Consider the following 17,347-nt stretch of genomic DNA (forward strand, 5'->3'; position numbering starts at 1 on the left):
TTCGCGGACCGGCGCGCAGAGCCCGTCAGCGAACCGGAGGGTAGGAGGCGGCCGGGGAAGCCACGGGGTAGGGGGACGGCGCCGGGTCGGGGGCGGTGAGCAGGCCGGGCGGCCTGACCTCGGTGGCCGTCGACCAGGAACTCAGGGAGAGCGGCGGAACGGCCTCCAGCGGACGTATCAGCGGGGACATGGCGGCGGCACCGGCCGTCACCGGGGCGGTCAGCGCCCGGACGGCCTGCTGCCGTGCGTCGCCCCCGGCGGGGGCCGGCATCCCGGGCAGCAACGGCGCGGAGGCTGTGGTGGGCGCGACGGGGGTGTCACCCAGTGCGCGCTGGCCCTGCCCGAGCAGCGGACCGCCCGTGCGGCGGCGCTGGCTCTCGGAGCCGGTGGCCGCGGCCGCGCCGGGGGTGCGCAGCGGCGTCACGTTGCTGCCGCTGCCCGAGCCGCGGGCCTCGGTGGTGGTGTCCGGGGTGCCGAGGGTGACACCGCCCAGCGCGATCGCGGCCAGCGACACCGCTCCGGCGGCGACGAAGGCGAACCGCAGGCCGCGCGAGGCCGAACGGTCGGACTCCTGCCGGTGCACGTCGTGGATGCGGAAGCCGCGCCCCGACGAGGAGGGCGGCAGCACCGAGGCGTGCGGCCGGGCGGGGACGTAGTCGAACTCGAACCGCTCGCCCCGCCTCGGGCCGAGGACGCCGGAGCTCGCGGACGTGCGGAAGCCTCCGGCCAGTCCGGCGAGCGGCGGGCCGCCACCGTCCGTGTCGCCGCCGCCTGGGAGTCCCTGGAGGCGGGCCAGGAAGCTCTCGGAGGGGGCCGGCGGGGCGGCTTCGGCGAACACGTTCTTCAACCGGCGCTGGGCGTCGACCTCCGCCTTGCACTTCGGGCAGGTCGCCACGTGCGCCAGCACGCGCTCACGCGCGTCATGACCGAGCTCGCCGTCCACCAGGGCGGAGAGTCGGTCTCCCAGGTGCTGCTCTGCGAGGTGTCCCTCGCACTCAGGCCGTGATCCACTCACGCGCTCGTGCCCCCTCCTCCCAGTGCGGGGACGCCGGCCGCGAACGAGCGGCGGTCGGCCCGCGCCTTGGGTGAACGGTGCGCGAGCGCCTTGCGCAGCTGGGAACGGCCGCGGTGGATGCGGGAGCGGACCGTGCCGAGCTTGACGCCGAGGGTCGCGGCGATCTCCTCGTACGACAGCCCCTCGATGTCGCACAGGACGACGGCGGCACGGAACTCGGGCGCGAGGGTGTCCAGCGCCTGCTGGACGTCCGCGTCGAAGTGGGCGTCGTGGAAGAGCTGCTGCGGGTTGGGCTCCCTGCTGGGCAGGCGCTCGGCCGCGTCGTCGCCGAGCGCGTCGAACCGGATGCGCTGCTTGCGGCGGACCATGTCCAGGAAGAGATTGGTGGTGATGCGGTGGAGCCAGCCCTCGAAGGTGCCCGGCGTGTAGGTCGACAGGGACCGGAAGACGCGGACGAAGACCTCCTGGGTGAGGTCCTCGGCGTCGTGCTGGTTGCCCGTGAGGCGGTAGGCGAGGCGGTAGACCCGGCCGCTGTGGGTGCTGACGATCTCCTCCCAGGTGGGCGGAGTCCACGCCTGCCCGTCCGCGTCGCTGGAGAAGGTCGCGGTCTGGGCGGATCCCCTGGCGGGACCGTCGGAGTGGCTGTGGTCAGCAGCGGTGTCGTTCACGGATTTCGGCCTGCCTGCCGATCCGAGGAAGCGCCGCAGCACTCCGCCCCGATCCGCGGGAGCGGCCGCACCTCCCCTGTCGGCTCTGGTGGTGTCCAGTGGAGCCCCTACCATAGCCACCTCGCCCGTTAGCTCCGGATAAGCGGTTTTACGAGAATTTGATCTGCGCCCGTACGGCTCGTCCCCGGGCCGCTCGGTCGCCTCTTCGGTTCCGCCTCTTGCTTCCCCTTTTAACGACTGGTCCCATCTGCGGGTTCCCGACGCCAACGGATACAGTCACGCCGAGGCAACGACGGGGACAGGAGAGGGTCATTACCGGCAACCGGCAGACGAGCTGGGCGTTCGCCGACGCCTATGTCGCCGAGGACGACGCGCTGCTCTGGGCACGCGACCGGGCCCGCGAGGCGGGTCTGCGCTCGGTGACCCCGGGCACCGGCTCCGCCCTGGGGTTGCTCGCCGCCGCCGTGGACGCCAAGGCGGTCGCGGAGATCGGCACCGGCTGCGGCGTCTCCGGGATCCATCTGCTGCACGGCATGCGGCCGGACGGGGTACTGACGACGGTCGACCCGGAGCCGGAGCACCAGCAGTTCGCCCGCCAGGCCTTCCGGGCCGCGGGCTTCGCCAGCAACCGCGCCCGCTTCATTCCCGGGCGCGCCCTCGACGTGCTGCCCCGGCTCGCGGACGCCGGCTACGACCTCGTCTTCTGCGACGGCGACCGTCTGGAGTACCTGGACTACCTCGCCGAATCGTTGCGTCTGCTGCGCCCCGGAGGCCTCGTCGCCTTCGAGGGCGTCTTCGGCGCCGGCCGCACGATCGACTCGGGACCGCAGCCCACCGAGGTGCTGCGGGTGCGGGAACTGCTGCGCGCGGTGCGGGAGAGCCAGGAGCTGATTCCCTCGCTGCTCCCGGTGGGCGACGGACTGCTGTGCGCCGTGAAGCGCTGAACCGGAGTCGCACGGACAGCGCTCACCCGAATGCCGAAGGAAAAAGCCGGGCGCCGGGAAAGGCCGTCACACGACAACCACCCCGGCACCATGTGCGGTACCGGGGTGATTGCACGGTTGTGGTCGCTCGCGCGTCAGCCGACGACCTTCTTGAGGGCGTCGCCGAGCGCGTCGGCCTCGTCGGGGGTCAGCTCGACGACGAGCCGCCCGCCGCCTTCGAGCGGAACGCGCATGACGATGCCCCGCCCCTCCTTGGTCACCTCGAGCGGGCCATCACCCGTCCGCGGCTTCATGGCCGCCATGCTCGTTCCCCTTCCTGATACCAGCTCACCGTCACCGGCGACGGCCCGTGAGGGCACGCGCATTCCGGCAAGGACGCGCGACACCGGCATCGAACACATTGCTTCCCAGCCATTATCCCGCATCCCAGGACCCGATGACCAACATCGGTCGGCATCGCTTGGGCAACGCGCGCGAGCAAAACCACTCAATTCGGCGATGTGACTGCGATACTGCGCGCCCTCACGCACTTCCACCGAATGGATACGGACCGGATTTCTTTGACGCAGGTCACACCTCATGAGCGATCCGTTCCCGGTGATCTCCGTCATGCTGTCTCCCGGACGCATGCCACCGCATGCCGCCGTACGACAGTGCATGACACGACGCGGAGGGGATTTCCCATGGCCGACACCGTGCTCCACGAAGTGAGCGACGGGCTCGCGACGATCACGCTGAACCGCCCCGAGGCGATGAACGCGCTGAACATCGAGACCAAGGTCGCGCTCCGGGACGCGGTTCGCTCCGCGGCGGCGGACGACACCGTACGGGCGGTGCTGCTGACCGCGGCCGGGGAGCGCGCGTTCTGCGTCGGCCAGGACCTCAAGGAGCACATCGGGCTGCTGGCCGCCGACCGGGAGACCGGCTCGGGGCAGACGATGAGCACGGTGCGCGAGCACTACAACCCGATCGTGCGCGCGCTCGCCGAGGCGAAGAAGCCGGTGGTCGCCGCGGTGAACGGCGTGGCGGCCGGGGCGGGCCTCGGTTTCGCGCTCGCCGCGGACTACCGGATCGTCGCGGACACGGCGGCGTTCAACACCTCCTTCGCGGGCGTGGCGCTCACCGCGGACTCCGGCATCTCCTGGACGCTGCCGCGCGTCGTCGGCCCCGGCCGCGCCGCCGACCTGCTGCTCTTCCCGCGCAGCATCGGCGCGCAGGAGGCGTACGAGCTGGGCATCGCCACCCGGGTCGTCCCCGCGGCCGACCTGCGCGCCGAGGCCGAGAAGACGGCCCGCGCGCTGGCCGAGGGGCCGACGGTGGCGTACGCGGCGCTGAAGGAGGCGATGGCGTACGGGCTGACGCACTCGCTCTCCGAGACGCTGGACAAGGAGGACGAGCTGCAGTCGCGGGCGGGTTCCTCCGAGGACCACGCGATCGCGGTGCGGGCGTTCGTCGAGAAGGAGAAGCCCAAGTACCTCGGCCGGTAGACGGCCCCGGGCCCCCTCGCGGGCGGCGCCCGGCGGCTCAGGAGCGGCGGGCCACGCAGGTCGCCAGGTGGTCGTCGACCAGTCCGCACGCCTGCATCAGCGCGTACGCCGTCGTCGGGCCGACGAAGCGCAGGCCCCGCTTCTTCAGGGCCTTGGACAGCGCCGTGGACTCCGGTGTGACGGCCGGGACGTCGGCGAGGGTCTTCGGGGCCGGTCGTCCGGCCGGGTCCGGGGCGTGCGACCAGATCAGCTCGTCCAGCTCGCCGGGGGCCCACTCGGCCAGCACGCGCGCGTTGGCCAGGGTCGCGTCGATCTTGGCGCGGTTGCGGATGATGCCGGCGTCGGCGAGGAGGCGCTTCCGGTCGGCCTCGGTGAAGGCCGCGACCTCGGCGATCTCGAAGCCGGCGAAAGCGCTGCGGAAGCCGGTGCGGCGGCGCAGGATGGTGATCCAGGACAGGCCGGACTGGAAGGCCTCCAGGCTGAGCCGCTCGTACAGGGCGTCGTCGCCGCGGACCGGGCGGCCCCACTCGTCGTCGTGGTACGTGACGTAGTCCGCGGTGGAGAGCGCCCAGGGGCAGCGCAGCGCGCCGTCCGGGCCCGCGAGGGCCTCCCCGGCGCTCACTGCTGCTCCTCCTGGGCCGGCTTGTCCATGACGACGTGGCGGTGGGCGGCCGCGGCCCGGGCGCCCGCCAGCGCGGACTCCAGGTCGGCGATCCGGGCGTCCCGCTCGGCCAGCTCGGCGCCGAGGCGGCCGAGGGCGTCGTCGACGTCCGCCATGCGGTAGCCGCGGACCACCAGCGGGAAGCGCAGCCGCTCCACGTCGCCGCGGTCCACCGGACGGTCCGGGGGCAGCGCGTCCCGTACCCGCTCGGGTGCGGCGTCGGGCAGCGGCCCGCTCTCGCCACCGCCCACCACGGCGAGCGTCACCGCGGCCACGACGACGGCCAGCGCGATGACGAGGAACAGGAACATGACCATCGCTGGGGCCCCCATGGTCGGGTCGGAGTCCGGCAGGAGTCCGAGTCGGTCGTGCCGGAGTCGGTTGTGTCGGGTCCGATCGTGCCATGCGAGTCTGACAGCCGGGACCGCGGTCGTCGAAGGACCGTGGACCCGGGGTCGAGAGCGGCACGAGAGAAACGGTGTGGTCGAGGAGATGTCACAGGGGATGCTCAGGCTGGGCAGGCGTGAATTCACGGCGCACGAGCCGGTGATCATGGCGATCGTGAACCGTACCCCGGACTCCTTCTACGACCAGGGTGCGACCTTCCGCGACGAGCCCGCCCTCGCGCGCGTGGAGCAGGCGGTGGCCGAGGGGGCCGCGATCATCGACGTCGGCGGGGTGAAGGCGGGCCCCGGGGACGAGGTGTCGGCCGCGGAGGAGGCGCGGCGGACGGTGGGCTTCGTCGCGGAGGTCCGGCGGCGGTTCCCGGACGTCGTGATCAGCGTGGACACCTGGCGGCACGAGGTCGGCGAGGCCGTGTGCGAGGCCGGCGCGGACCTGCTGAACGACGCGTGGGGCGGCGTCGACCCGAAGCTCGCCCAGGTCGCGGCCCGGTACGGGGTGGGGCTGGTGTGCACGCACGCGGGCGGCGCCGAGCCGCGCACGCGGCCGCACCGGGTGACGTACGACGACGTCATGGCGGACATCCTGCGGGTGACGCTGGGACTGGCCGAGCGGGCGGTGGAGCTGGGGGTGCCGCGGGAGTCGGTGCTGATCGACCCCGGGCACGACTTCGGGAAGAACACCCGGCACAGCCTGGAGGCGACGCGGCGGCTCGGGGAGATGGTGGAGACGGGATGGCCGGTGCTGGTCTCCCTGTCGAACAAGGACTTCGTCGGGGAGACGCTGGACCGGCCCGTGAAGGAACGGCTGGTCGGCACGCTGGCGACGACGGCGGTCTCGGCGTGGCTGGGGTCCAGGGTGTACCGGGTGCACGAGGTGGCGGAGACCCGGCAGGTGCTGGACATGGTGGCGACGATCGCCGGGCACCGGGAGCCGGCGGTGGCCCGGCGGGGCTTGGCCTAGGACTCGGGCGGGGTCGGCCCAGGCTTCGGCGGGCGTCGGTCCAGGCTTCGGCGGGGGTCGGCCCAGGGCCTCGCCCCCGCCCGTGACCTGCCGCTACCGGCCCGCTTCCTTGGAGACCAGGGCCACGGCCTCGTCCACGTCGTCCGTGACGTGGAAGAGCATGAGGTCCTTCTCCGCGGCCTTGCCCTGGGCCACCAGGGTGCCGCGGAGCCAGTCCACCAGGCCGCCCCAGTACTCGGAGCCGAACAGGACGATGGGGAAGCGGGTCACCTTCTGGGTCTGCACCAGGGTGAGGGCCTCGAAGAGCTCGTCCAGGGTGCCGAGGCCCCCGGGCAGGACGACGAAGCCCTGCGCGTACTTCACGAACATCATCTTGCGGACGAAGAAGTAACGGAAGTTCAGGCCGATGTCGACGTAGGGGTTGAGCCCCTGTTCGAAGGGCAGTTCGATGCCCAGGCCGACCGAGGTGCCCTTCGCCTCCAGGGCGCCCTTGTTGGCCGCCTCCATGGCGCCGGGCCCACCGCCGGTGATGACGGCGAAGCCCGCCTCCACCAGGCCGCGGCCCAGTCGCACGCCCGCCTCGTACTCCGGTGAGTCCACGGCCGTACGGGCGGAGCCGAAGACGCTGATGGCGGGCGGCAGTTCGGCCAGCGTGCCGAAGCCCTCGATGAACTCCGACTGGATGCGCAGGACGCGCCAGGGGTCGGTGTGCACCCAGTCCGTCGGGGCGCGTTCGTCCAGCAGGCGCTGGTCCGTGGTGCTCTCCTGCACCTTGTCCCGCCGCCGGAGGACGGGGCCCAGGCGCTGCTCCTCCGGTGGCCGCTTCTTGCCCTCGGGGTTGCCGGTAGCCATGCGCGCTCCCTCCAGTCGCAGGTTCTTCCACCTCAGCGTAGATCTACGCGGGTTACGTACGAGGGACCTCAGCATGTCCGCCACGCAGCGACATAAACCCGCGGTGGATCAAGCCGTCAGCCACGACCGCAGGCGTTCCTCACCGGCGAGGATCTTCGCCACCTCGACCCGCTCGTCGCGCTTGTGCGCCAGGTGCGGGTTGCCCGGGCCGTAGTTGACCGCCGGGACGCCGAGGGCGGAGAAACGGGACACGTCCGTCCAGCCGTACTTGGGCTGCGGGGTGCCGCCCACCGCCTCGATGAAGGCCGCCGCGGCGGGGTGGGACAGTCCCGGCAGGGCCGCGCCGCTGTGGTCGTCGACCACGAACTCCGTCACCCCGCAGTCCGCGAAGACCTCCCGGACGTGGGCGAGGGCGTCCACGGGGCTGCGGTCCGGGGCGTAGCGGAAGTTCACCGTGACCACGCACTCGTCGGGGATGACGTTGCCCGCGACCCCGCCCGTGATGCCGACCGCGTTCAGGCCCTCGCGGTACTCCAGGCCGTCGATGACCGGGTAGCGCGGCTCGTACGCGGCCAGGCGCGCGAGGATCGGGGCGGCGGCGTGGATCGCGTTGGAGCCCATCCAGGAGCGCGCGGAGTGCGCCCGCTCCCCCGCCGTCTTCAGCAGCACCCGCAGGGTGCCCTGGCAGCCGCCCTCCACCTGCCCGTCGGAGGGTTCGAGGAGCACCGCGAAGTCGCCCTCCAGCCAATCGGGGTGGGCCTCGGCGACGTGCTTCAGGCCGTTCAGCTCGGCGGCGACCTCCTCGTTGTCGTAGAAGACGAAGGTCAGGTCGCGGTTGGGGGCGGGGACGGTGGCCGCGATGCGCAGCTGGACGGCGACGCCCGCCTTCATGTCGCAGGTGCCGCAGCCCCACAGCACCCCGTCCTCGTCCAGCCGGGACGGGACGTTGCCGGCGATCGGCACGGTGTCGATGTGGCCGGCCAGGATGACGCGCTCCGCGCGGCCCAGGCCGGTGCGGGCGACGACGTTGTTGCCGTACCGCTCGACCGACAGGTGGGGCAGGGCCCGCAGAGCACTCTCGATCGCGTCCGCCAGGGGCTCCTCGGTGCCGCTCTCGGACGGGAAGTCGACGAGCCGCGCGGTAAGCTCCGCGGCGTCCAGCGTGAGGTCAAGCGGGGTATCGGCCATGGCCCCGACCCTAACGCCCTGCCCTTTCGGGCAGAGTCCGTACCCGGCGGACACCGGACCCTACCCTCCAGTACCTTGTACGCGTGCTCCAGCCGTCCCCACCCCGCAAACGCCGTGGCCGCCTCGCCCGTTCGGGCGCCGCCTCCATGGCCCTGCTCGCGGTCGCCGGTTATCTGGCGGTGCAGTACGTCACCGGGGGCGGGGGCGCCCCGGGGTGCCGGGTGGCCGGCGGCAAGGGCGACGGGGCGTACGAGTTCACGCCGGAGCAGGCGGTGAACGCGGCGACGATCACCGCCGTGGGCACCGCGCGCAAGCTGCCCGAGCGGGCCGTGACGATCGCGCTGGCGACCGCGCTGCAGGAGTCGTCGCTGCGCAATCTGGACCACGGGGACAAGGACTCGCTCGGCCTGTTCCAGCAGCGGCCCTCGCAGGGCTGGGGCAAGCCCGCGGAGATCATGGACCCGGCGTACTCGGCGGGCCTGTTCTACGACCACCTGGTCGAGATCCCGGGCTACCTGGACCTCCCGCTGACCGACGCCGCCCAGCGCGTGCAGCGCAGCGCCTTCCCGTACGCCTACGCCAAGCACGAACCGGGCGCCGCACTGCTCTCCGCCGCGCTCACCGGACGGTCCGCGGCGACGCTGACCTGCGACGGGCTCCCCGGCACGGCCCGGGAGACGGGCCCGGACGCGGTACGCGCGGCGCTGGTACGGGACTTCGGGCACGACGTGCTCCGCCCGGCCGGCGCCGAAGTGGGCGGCGACGCCACCTCCGCCCGGCCCGCGGCCGGCTCCGACGAGCGGACCGTGACCCTGCCGGTGACCGGCGGCACCGGTTCCGGCGCGGCCGAGGAGCGCGGGCGGCGCGGCTGGCAGCTGGCGCACTGGGCGGTGGCCAACGCCTCCTCGCTGCACATCCAGCGGGTCACCTACGCGGGCCGGGAGTGGACCGCGGGCAACACGGACAGCAAGTGGAACCCGACGGGCGGCGGAGGCGCCAAGGGCGCGGAGCGGACGGCGGGGCCGGTGCGGATCACGTCCGCGCGGTAGGGCGCGCGTACGAAGCGTCATCTGTGCGAGTGACCCGCGTCGGCGCGGAGCACGGGTTTTCGCACCCTCACTCCCGAAGGCGTCGGGACCCGGGAAAATCAAGGGCCGTAAGGATTCAGCAGACTTTCCGACCGGCGCCCTTTTGCCCGTTTTTCTGTGCACCTGATAATGCGACGCATTACCAACTCTTTACGTTGGGCCGCCGCAACCTTCGTGGCTCTCGAGCGGTAGTCACTGCGTCCGAGCCCGGTCGACCACTCTCCGGTCGCCCTCCGGGCCCGGTCGGATTACCCATCGTTGTCGTCGACTTACGTCGAAGGAGCATCATGTCCCTCCCCCTGACCCGTCGGATCGCCCGTGCCGCGCTGCTCGTCGCTGCGGGAGCGGCTGCCGGGGTCGGTGCGGCCGGCTCCGCCAGCGCGGCGCCCGAACTGCCGGCCACCCCGAACCTCGGGGGACTGACCGCCCTGGACGGGGCGAACGTCGGCAACACCGCCGCCTCCGCGGCCGAGAACGTCACCGAGACCGCGGGCGACACCGGCGGCAAGGCCGTCAAGAAGACCGTGCCGACCGCCGGCAAGACCGGTGGATCGGTCGTCAAGAAGGCCACGCCGGCGGCGCAGAACGCGGCCGGGGAAGCGGCGGGCTCCGCCGGGGACATCGTGGGTGACACGGCTTCGACCGCCACGAAGGGCGGGCTGCCGACGGAGGCGCTGGGCAAGGGCGGGCTGCCGGTGCAGGGGCTGCCCATCGGCTAGCGCCGGGCTTGTACGGCGCCGGGGCCCGGGTTTCTTTCCTGGGCCCCGGCGCTTTTTGGTGCCTTGCGTGGGTGCAGTGAGCGTGTCTTGGCCGTGGCCCGGCGTCGGGGGCTGTGCCCACCCTCCCCCATTGCCTCACGGGCATGGGAGGTACCCCCGTCGCCTTGCGGAACGACTGCCCACAGCGGGGCCTCAGGCCTTCAGGCGCTCGACGGCTGCCTGGACGCGTTCGTCCGTTGCCGTCAGGGCTACGCGGACGAAGTTCTCGCCCGCCGGGCCGTAGAAGTCGCCCGGGGCCACCAGGATGCCCCGGTCGGCCAGGTGGGCGACCGTGGCCCAGCAGGACTCGTCGCGGGTGGCCCAGAGGTAGAGGCTGGCCTCGCTGTGCTCGATGCGGAAGCCGTGGCCGAGCAGGGCCTCGCGCAGGGCGGTGCGGCGGGCCGCGTAGCGCTCGCGCTGGACGCGGACGTGCTCGTCGTCGCCGAGGGCCGCCACCACGGCGGCCTGGGTCGGCGCCGAGGTCATCATGCCGCCGTGCTTGCGGATCTCCAGGAGCGGACCCAGGACTGCCGGGTCGCCGGCCAGGAAGGCCGCGCGGTAGCCGGCGAGGTTGGAGCGCTTGGAGAGGGAGTGGACGGCGACCAGGCCGTCGCAGGAGCCGCCGTTGACGTCCGGGTGGAGGACCGAGACCGGGGCCGCCTCCCAGCCCAGCTCCAGGTAGCACTCGTCGGAGACGACGAGGACGCCGTGCTCGCGGGCCCAGGCCACGATGCGGGTCAGGTCGCCCTTGGAGAGCACCTGGCCGGTCGGGTTCGACGGGGAGTTGAGCCAGAGGAGCTTGAGGCCCGCCGGGTCCAGCTCGGTCGGGTCGTCGTACGCCTCGTACTCCGCGCGGGCCAGGCGCGCGCCGACCTCGTACGTCGGGTAGGCCAGGCGCGGGAAGGCCACCTTGTCGCCGGGGCCGAGGCCCAGCTGGGTCGGGAGCCAGGCGACCAGTTCCTTGGAGCCGACGATGGGAAGCACGTGCCGGTGGGTGACGTCACGGGCGCCGAGGCGGCGTTCCACCCAGCCGGTGATCGCGTCGCGCAGCGCCGGGGTGCCCCAGACGGTCGGGTAGCCCGGGGAGTCCGCCGCGTCGCCCAGGGCCTTCTGGATCAGCTCGGGGACCGGGTCGACCGGGGTGCCGACCGAGAGGTCGACGATGCCGCCGGGGTGGGCCGCGGCCGTCTTCTTGTACGGCTCCAGCTTGTCCCAGGGGAAGGTGGGAAGTCGGTCGGAGACTGCGGACACGGTGGGTGGCTCCCTTTCCTCGTGAGCGCCCGGCACGGCAAACGCCTCGGTCCCGTGCGGCGCCGATCGGGGTGATCAGGCCGTACGGGACCGAGGCGGCGCGTGTGTGCGGGCCGCTCTTACTGGTTCTGCGGCGGCAGCGCGGCGACGAAGGGGTGGTCGCGCTCGATCAGCCCCAGCTTGCTGGCGCCGCCCGGCGAACCGAGCTCGTCGAAGAACTCGACGTTCGCCTTGTAGTAGTCCTTCCACTCCTCGGGAGTGTCGTCCTCGTAGAAGATCGCCTCGACCGGGCAGACCGGCTCACAGGCACCACAGTCGACGCATTCGTCCGGGTGGATGTACAAGGACCGCTGGCCCTCGTAGATGCAGTCGACCGGGCACTCCTCGATGCACGCCTTGTCCTTCACGTCGACACAAGGCTGCGCGATGACGTAGGTCACGCTGTCGTTCCTCCTCGATAGGGCGCTGGCGGGCCTCCTCAGGCTCCGCCGCCTGGCGCGCGGGAGCGCGGCGTCGTCGATGCCCGCCCCTAGTATCTCCGTTCTTGGGCATGATCCGAACAGGAGGGGTGGACAGACCCGTGGAAATCTCTGCCGCAGGGCGACTTGAGGTCCGTATCACCGCTGCTGACGTGGGCAAACGAGTCTCCGTACGGCGCTTGAGCGAAGCGGGTGTCGCGGGTGAGAAGTTCACCGACACGGTCGGTGTTCTCACATCATGGACCGACGGTGTGCTGCTGATCACACGAAAGGGTGGCGAAACCGTGCGTGTCGCGGAGTCCGCCCTGGTCGCCGGAAAGGTCGTACCGGCCGCGCCCGCCCGCCGTCGCGGTCCCGCCGCGTCCTACGAGGAACTGGCGCGGGTCGCCGCGCGGGCCTGGCCCCCGGTGGAGAGCGAGCGGCTCGGCGGGTGGGAGCTGCGGGCGGCCGGGGGCTTCACCCGGCGGGCCAACTCCGTGCTGCCGCTCGGCGATCCGGGGCTGCCCCTCGACGAGGCGCTGAACGCAGTACGCCGCTGGTACGGCGAGCGCGGGCTGCCCGCGTACGTCCAGACCGCCACCGGCGCCGACGGCACGCAGGAGCCGCTGTGCGCGGAGCTGGAGCGGCGGGGCTGGGTCCGGGAGGTGACGGCCGAGGTGTGGACGGGCGGACTCGCGCCGGTCGCCGATCTGGCCGAGGGCACCGGTGTGGTCCTGTCCCGGGAGGCGGACGAGGCGTGGCTGGCCCGGTACCGGCGCAAGAGCGTGAGCGACGTGGCCCTGCGGGTACTGCGCGGAGGACCGTCGGTGTGGTTCGCCACGGTGCCCGGTGCGGACGCGACGGGTACCCCGGCGGCGATCGGGCGGTGTGTCGTGGACGGGCGCTGGGCCTCCTTCGCGGCCGTCGAGGTCGACCCCGCACAGCGGCGCCGGGGGCTCGCGAGCGCCGTCATGGCCGCGCTGGCCCGGCGGGCGCTCGACGAGGGCGCGTCGGCGGCGTGGCTCCAGGTGGAGACGGACAACACCGGCGCCCGGGCGCTGTACGCCGGGATGGGCTTCGCCGCGCACCACGCCTACCACCACTACCGGGAGCCCGGGGACGCCGGGACGGACCGGTGATCCGTCGCCGTGACATCGCTGTGAAAGGGCACGAGCCGGCCATGCGTCATCCTCATCCACCCCAGCCCCCGTCGCCGGAACGTTCGGCCGAACTGCGGCGGCGGTTCGCCGAAGAGGCGCGGTCCGAGCGGCCCGACCTGGCCACGCTGTGCCTGCTGGTGGGCGCGGAGGCGGACGGGATGCTCGACGAGGCCGGGCTGGACGCCGCGTCGGTGGAACTGGACCGGCTGGCGGGGCAGTTGCCGTTCCGGCCGGGTACGCCGCGGGCCTGGGCGGTGGCGCTGCGGGACCTGCTCGGCGAGCGGTACGGGTTCCACGGGTCCGCGGCCGACTACCAGCGGCTGGAGTCGTCGCTGCTGCACGAGGTGCTGCGGCGCCGGCGCGGGCTGCCGATCCTGCTGTCGGTGGTGTGGATCGAGGTGGCCAGGCGGGCGGGGGCGCCGGTGTACGGGGTCGCCCTGCCGGGGCATTTCGTGGTCGGGTTCGGGGCGGAGCCGGGGCCGGGGTCCGGGTCGCTGGAGGAGCGGGTGCTCGTCGACCCGTTCGACGGAGGGCGCCTGCTGAGCGGGCAGGACGCGGAGGTGCTGGTCGCCGGGGCGACGGGGGCGGAGCTGCGGCCGTCGATGCTGGAGCCCGCGGCGCCGTTGGACGTCGTGTCCCGGGTGCTGAACAACATCCGGGCGTGGGCGGCCAGGCGGCCTGAGCAGTCGGCGGTGGGCCTGTGGGCGGTCGACCTGGCGCTGCTTTTGCCGGCGCATGCGGCGCGGTTGCGGTACGAGCGGGCGCGGTTGCTGGTGCAGCGGGGGGACTTCCTGGCGGGGGCCGGGGAGTTGGAGGCGTACGCGGAGGTGGTGGAGGCGGTGGACGGCGATGCCGCCGAGGCGGTGCGCGGGGAGGCCCGGGCGGCTCGGGCGATGTTGAACTGAGCGTCGGTGAGGGTGCCGGGAGGGGTGGGTCGCCTGCCCGCGCTGGCGGGCGCAGCCCGGGCGACTTCTACAGCCAGCCCTTGTTCCTTGCGACCTGGACTGCCTCCGCGCGGTTCCTGACCGCCAGTTTCTGGATGGCCGTGGAGAGGTAGTTGCGGACCGTGCCCTGGGAGAGGTGGAGGGCGGTGGCGAGTTCGGCGTTGGTGGAGCCGTCGGCGGCGGCCCGGAGGATCTCGCGTTCGCGGTCGGTGAGGGGGTTGGCGCCCTCCGCGAGGGCGGCCGCCGCCAGGGTCGGGTCGATGACCCGCTCGCCCGCGAGCACCTTGCGTACCGCTGCGGCGAGCTGGGCGGCCGGGGCGTCCTTGACCAGGAAGGCGTCGGCGCCGGATTCCATGGCGCTGCGCAGGTAGCCGGGGCGGCCGAAGGTGGTGAGGACGACCAGCTTCACGGCCGGGAGTTCCCGGTGGAGCAGGGCAGCCGCCTCGATGCCGGTCGCACCGGGCATCTCGATGTCCAGCAGGGCCACGTCCACGCCGTGGGCGCGGGCGGCGTCCAGCACCTCGTCGCCGCGCGCCACCTGGGCGACGACCTCGATGTCCTCCTCCAGGCCGAGCAGGGCGGCCAGTGCCTCGCGGACCATCGCCTGGTCCTCGGCCAGCAGGACCTTGATCGTGCGGCTCATGCCCCGGATCCTACGTCGGCCGCCGCGGCCGCCGGGACGCGGGCGACCAGCCTGAATCCCCGGTGGGCCGCGCCCGCTTCGAGTGTGCCGCCCGCCTTCGCCAGGCGTTCGGTGAGGCCGGTGAGGCCGTTGCCGGGGGTGTGCGCGGAGGCGGGGCGGCCGGAGCCGTCGTCCTCCACCGACAGTTCCAGCACCGCGCCGTCCAGCGTCTGGCGCTCCAGCAGTTCCACCACGCAGCGCCGGGCGCCGCTGTGCCGTACGACGTTGGTGACCGCCTCGCGCAGCGCCCAGGCGAGGGCCGTCTCGGACTCCTCGGGGACGCCTGCCAGGTCCGGTTCGCCGGGCAGCTCGGCGGCCACTCCGGCGGCCGTCAACGCGACCTTGGCGCCTGCCAGTTCGGTCGCGAGGCGGGCCCGGCGGTAGCCGGTGACGGCCTCGCGGACGTCGACGAGGGCCTGGCGGCTGACCTGTTCGATGTCGGCGACCTGCTGGGCGGCCTTGTCGGGGTGGGCGGGGAGCATACGACCCGCCAGCTCGCTCTTCAGGGTGATCAGGGAGAGCGAGTGGCCGAGCAGGTCGTGCAGGTCGCGGGCGAGGCGCAGCCGTTCCTCGTTGGCGGCGAGCTGCGCGACGGTGGCTCGGGCCTCGCGCAGCGCGAGGGTGGTCCGCACCAGCTCGCGCACGCCGGTCATGGCGAAGCCGCCCAGCAGCGCCGGGAGCAGCAGTCCGGCGATGAAGGAGGTCCCGCCCGGCACCGCGAGCGCCACGGCGGTGAGCAGCGCCGAGGCGCCCGGGATCGTCCAGCGGGCCAGGCGCAGCGGCAGGGCGGCGCCGGACGCGATCGCGACGTACACGAAGAGGACCAGCCACTCGCGGCCCAGGGTGAGGGCGAGGAGTGTGGACTGGGCCGCGAGGACGGCGAGGGAGCCGAGGACCAGCTTGGTCCTCTCGCGGCGGCCGGTGCGGAAGAGCAGCAGCATGTACCAGGTCACGAAGGCCGCGAGGCCGGCCCAGCCGAGGATCCGGACGCCGACGGCGTGACCGCCGTGCAGCAGGTCGCTGACGGGGGCGCTCAGGTAGGCCAGCCAGATGGCGGTCCACATGACCTTGACGGTCTTCTGCCTGCGGTTCTCCGGGCGTTGCCCGATGCCGACGCCGCTCACGCCTTCAGCGTGTCCTTCCGGTACAGCCAGGCCGCGCCGCCCGCGAAGAGCACGAAGTAGACGGCGAGGACGGCGAGGTCCTGTGCGTGCGGGGCGTGACTCTGTTCGATCGACTGCCCGAGGGCAGCGTACGCGTGCGTGGGCAGCCACTCGGCGATGTCCCTGAGCCACTGCGGGAAGGTGGTGGTGGGCATCCACAGGCCGCCGAGCATGGACAGGCCGAAGTACACGATCATCGTGATCGGGCGGACCGCGTCCCCGGTCGCCAGGTAGCCGATGGCGACGCCGAGCGCGGCGAAGACCAGGCTGCCGGCCCAGATCACGCCGGTGAGGGCGAGCCACTGCCAGGCGTCCAGGCGCACGTCCTTCACGGCCGCGGCGACGACGAAGACGACGACGATGGCGGGCAGGCTGACGACGGCGGCGCTCGCGGTCTTGGCGAGGACGTAGCCGCGGCCCGGGAGGGTGGTCAGCCGCAGCTGCCGCACCCAGCCGCTCTCGCGTTCCTTGGCGATGCGCTCGCTGTTGCCCATCAGTACGGCGGTCAGGGCGCCGAAGGAGGCCATGGAGACCATGAAGAAGGTCGGCAGGGTCAGTCCGGTGCCGTCGACCTCGCCGGTGCCGTCGGCGTTGCCCGCGATCAGCAGGAACAGGGCCGAGGGGTAGATCACCGAGAAGAACAGGAATTTGCGGTTGCGCAGGGCTCGGGTGAGTTCGAGCCTGATCAGGCTGGTCACGGCTGCTTGGCCTCCTCGGCGGCGGTGAGGGCGACGAAGGCCTGCTCGAGTCCGAGTCCGGCGACTTCGAGGTTGCGGGGGTAGAGGCCGAGGCCGTACAGCGCGTGCACGGTGGCGTCGGCGTCGGAGGACTGGAGGCGGACGGTCCGGCCGGACACGGTGAGGGAGGTCAGGAAGGGCAGGGCGCGCAGCGCCTGTTCGTCGATCGCGCCCTCCAGGTCGAAGGAGATCCGGCGGGACCCGGCCCTGGCCTTGATCTCGGCGGCCGTACCGTCGGCCAGCAGCCGGCCCCGGTGCAGGACGAGCACCCGGTCGGCGACGGCGTCGGCCTCCTCCAGGTAGTGCGTGGCGAACAGCACGGTGCGGCCCTGGTCGGCCTGTTCGCGCATGGTGGCCCAGAAGGCCTGGCGGGCGGTCACGTCCATACCGGTGGTGGGCTCGTCCAGGACGATCAGGTCGCTGTCACCGGCGGTTGCGAGCGCGAAGCGTACCCGCTGGGCCTGGCCCCCCGAGAGCTTGTCGACCCTACGGTCGGCGATCTTGGTGAGTCCGGCGCGGGCCAGCACGTCGGCGACCGGGTGGGCCCTGGGGTGCAGTGCGCAGGCCAGCCGGACGAGTTCGGCGACCGTGACCTCGTCCATCAGGCCGCCGCTCTGCAGCATGGCACCCACCCGTCCGGCGACGATGGCCTCGCGCGGTTCGGTGCCGAAGACCCGGACGGTGCCGGTGTCGGGGCGCCTGAGGCCGAGCAGCAGGTCGAGCGTGGTCGACTTGCCCGCCCCGTTCGGGCCCAGCAGGGCCACGGTCTGTCCCGGGTGCAGGGCGAGTGTCAGCCCGTCGACGGCCCGGACGTCGCCGTACCCCTTGGTCACCTGGTCGAAGCCGACCGCCGTTGTCCTCGTCATGCTCCCATCGTGGCCGCGGCGGCCGGGCGCCCGGCAGTGTCGGCGGTCCCGGGTGCCGGA

20 protein-coding genes are annotated in these 17,347 nt (G+C 72.9%); 7 read left to right on the forward strand and 13 right to left on the reverse strand.

Annotation, left to right across the window (positions count from 1 at the left end):
- Positions 1–25: 25 nt before the first annotated feature.
- Both ACZ56V_RS01460 and sigE read right to left on the reverse strand, forming a co-directional pair.
- A complete protein-coding gene (locus ACZ56V_RS01460) occupies positions 26–1,015 on the reverse strand; it encodes an anti-sigma factor family protein (protein ID WP_467381774.1) in 990 nt (329 codons plus the stop codon).
- Positions 1,012–1,683 carry an RNA polymerase sigma factor SigE gene (sigE, locus tag ACZ56V_RS01465; RefSeq protein ID WP_398913200.1) on the reverse strand — a complete coding sequence of 224 codons (672 nt, stop codon included), beginning with the start codon at positions 1,681–1,683 and terminating at the stop codon, positions 1,012–1,014. Before sigE ends, ACZ56V_RS01460 begins: the two co-directional genes overlap by 4 nt.
- A 245-nt stretch (positions 1,684–1,928) precedes the next feature.
- Between sigE and ACZ56V_RS01470 the strand changes: the two genes are divergently transcribed.
- Complete coding sequence (locus ACZ56V_RS01470) at positions 1,929–2,627, forward strand: O-methyltransferase (protein WP_398913358.1); 699 nt, start codon at positions 1,929–1,931, stop codon at positions 2,625–2,627.
- Positions 2,628–2,761: 134 nt separating this feature from the next.
- On the opposite strand, the gene ACZ56V_RS01475 is transcribed toward ACZ56V_RS01470, so the two are convergent.
- On the reverse strand, positions 2,762–2,929 hold the full coding sequence (locus tag ACZ56V_RS01475) for a DUF3117 domain-containing protein (RefSeq protein WP_003966491.1): 168 nt from the start codon (positions 2,927–2,929) through the stop codon (positions 2,762–2,764).
- A 381-nt stretch (positions 2,930–3,310) separates the two neighbouring features.
- Between ACZ56V_RS01475 and chcB the strand changes: the two genes are divergently transcribed.
- Positions 3,311–4,114 (forward strand): 2-cyclohexenylcarbonyl CoA isomerase, encoded by an 804-nt coding sequence (gene chcB, locus ACZ56V_RS01480; protein ID WP_356371478.1) that lies wholly within the window; start codon positions 3,311–3,313, stop codon positions 4,112–4,114.
- 37 nt (positions 4,115–4,151) lie between these two features.
- On the opposite strand, the gene ACZ56V_RS01485 is transcribed toward chcB, so the two are convergent.
- Positions 4,152–4,736, reverse strand: coding sequence for a DNA-3-methyladenine glycosylase I (locus tag ACZ56V_RS01485; protein ID WP_468938349.1), 585 nt, complete (start codon positions 4,734–4,736; stop codon positions 4,152–4,154).
- Complete coding sequence (locus ACZ56V_RS01490; protein WP_356371480.1) at positions 4,733–5,092, reverse strand: DivIVA domain-containing protein; 360 nt, start codon at positions 5,090–5,092, stop codon at positions 4,733–4,735. Before ACZ56V_RS01490 ends, ACZ56V_RS01485 begins: the two co-directional genes overlap by 4 nt.
- 187 nt (positions 5,093–5,279) lie before the next feature.
- Here ACZ56V_RS01490 and folP point away from each other — a divergent pair, with 187 nt between their 5' ends.
- Complete coding sequence (gene folP, locus ACZ56V_RS01495) at positions 5,280–6,140, forward strand: dihydropteroate synthase (protein ID WP_468938353.1); 861 nt, start codon at positions 5,280–5,282, stop codon at positions 6,138–6,140.
- Between the two features lie 93 nt (positions 6,141–6,233).
- Here folP and ACZ56V_RS01500 read toward each other — a convergent pair whose 3' ends face one another.
- The gene (locus ACZ56V_RS01500) at positions 6,234–6,992 is read right to left on the reverse strand and encodes an LOG family protein (protein WP_104636326.1); all 759 of its coding nucleotides are present in this window, start codon (positions 6,990–6,992) and stop codon (positions 6,234–6,236) included.
- A 108-nt stretch (positions 6,993–7,100) separates the two neighbouring features.
- Entirely contained in the window at positions 7,101–8,180 is a 1,080-nt protein-coding gene (dapE, locus tag ACZ56V_RS01505; RefSeq protein WP_468938356.1) for a succinyl-diaminopimelate desuccinylase, read from the reverse strand.
- An 83-nt stretch (positions 8,181–8,263) separates the two neighbouring features.
- Here dapE and ACZ56V_RS01510 point away from each other — a divergent pair, with 83 nt between their 5' ends.
- Together ACZ56V_RS01510 and ACZ56V_RS01515 are read left to right on the forward strand one after the other, a co-directional pair.
- Positions 8,264–9,229: a VldE C-terminal domain-containing protein gene (locus ACZ56V_RS01510; protein ID WP_468938359.1), complete on the forward strand. Its 966-nt coding sequence runs from the start codon at positions 8,264–8,266 to the stop codon at positions 9,227–9,229.
- Between the two features lie 326 nt (positions 9,230–9,555).
- Entirely contained in the window at positions 9,556–9,987 is a 432-nt protein-coding gene (locus ACZ56V_RS01515; RefSeq protein ID WP_104636323.1) for an ATP-binding protein, read from the forward strand.
- Positions 9,988–10,179: 192 nt separating this feature from the next.
- On the opposite strand, the gene ACZ56V_RS01520 is transcribed toward ACZ56V_RS01515, so the two are convergent.
- Together ACZ56V_RS01520 and fdxA are read right to left on the reverse strand one after the other, a co-directional pair.
- A complete protein-coding gene (locus tag ACZ56V_RS01520; protein WP_468938363.1) occupies positions 10,180–11,277 on the reverse strand; it encodes a bifunctional succinyldiaminopimelate transaminase/glutamate-prephenate aminotransferase in 1,098 nt (365 codons plus the stop codon).
- 119 nt (positions 11,278–11,396) lie between these two features.
- Entirely contained in the window at positions 11,397–11,717 is a 321-nt protein-coding gene (fdxA, locus tag ACZ56V_RS01525) for a ferredoxin (RefSeq protein WP_003973842.1), read from the reverse strand.
- Positions 11,718–11,857: 140 nt separating this feature from the next.
- Here fdxA and ACZ56V_RS01530 point away from each other — a divergent pair, with 140 nt between their 5' ends.
- A complete protein-coding gene (locus tag ACZ56V_RS01530) occupies positions 11,858–12,874 on the forward strand; it encodes a GNAT family N-acetyltransferase (protein WP_468938366.1) in 1,017 nt (338 codons plus the stop codon).
- Between the two features lie 41 nt (positions 12,875–12,915).
- Positions 12,916–13,800 carry a transglutaminase-like and tetratricopeptide repeat-containing protein gene (locus tag ACZ56V_RS01535; RefSeq protein WP_468938369.1) on the forward strand — a complete coding sequence of 295 codons (885 nt, stop codon included), beginning with the start codon at positions 12,916–12,918 and terminating at the stop codon, positions 13,798–13,800.
- A gap of 67 nt (positions 13,801–13,867) precedes the next feature.
- Here ACZ56V_RS01535 and ACZ56V_RS01540 read toward each other — a convergent pair whose 3' ends face one another.
- From ACZ56V_RS01540 to ACZ56V_RS01555, 4 genes are read right to left on the reverse strand one after another with little or no spacing between them, the layout of a single operon-like run.
- Positions 13,868–14,482, reverse strand: a complete 615-nt coding sequence (locus tag ACZ56V_RS01540; protein ID WP_356371487.1) for a response regulator transcription factor — start codon at positions 14,480–14,482, stop codon at positions 13,868–13,870.
- Complete coding sequence (locus tag ACZ56V_RS01545; protein ID WP_467381783.1) at positions 14,479–15,645, reverse strand: sensor histidine kinase; 1,167 nt, start codon at positions 15,643–15,645, stop codon at positions 14,479–14,481. Before ACZ56V_RS01545 ends, ACZ56V_RS01540 begins: the two co-directional genes overlap by 4 nt.
- Positions 15,642–16,382, reverse strand: a complete 741-nt coding sequence (locus ACZ56V_RS01550; RefSeq protein ID WP_468938373.1) for an ABC transporter permease — start codon at positions 16,380–16,382, stop codon at positions 15,642–15,644. Before ACZ56V_RS01550 ends, ACZ56V_RS01545 begins: the two co-directional genes overlap by 4 nt.
- Positions 16,379–17,287, reverse strand: coding sequence for an ABC transporter ATP-binding protein (locus tag ACZ56V_RS01555; RefSeq protein WP_468938375.1), 909 nt, complete (start codon positions 17,285–17,287; stop codon positions 16,379–16,381). The genes ACZ56V_RS01550 and ACZ56V_RS01555 overlap by 4 nt, the downstream gene beginning before the upstream one ends.
- Positions 17,288–17,347: the final 60 nt, after the last annotated feature.

This window comes from Streptomyces sp. NPDC034099 (assembly GCF_055575415.1).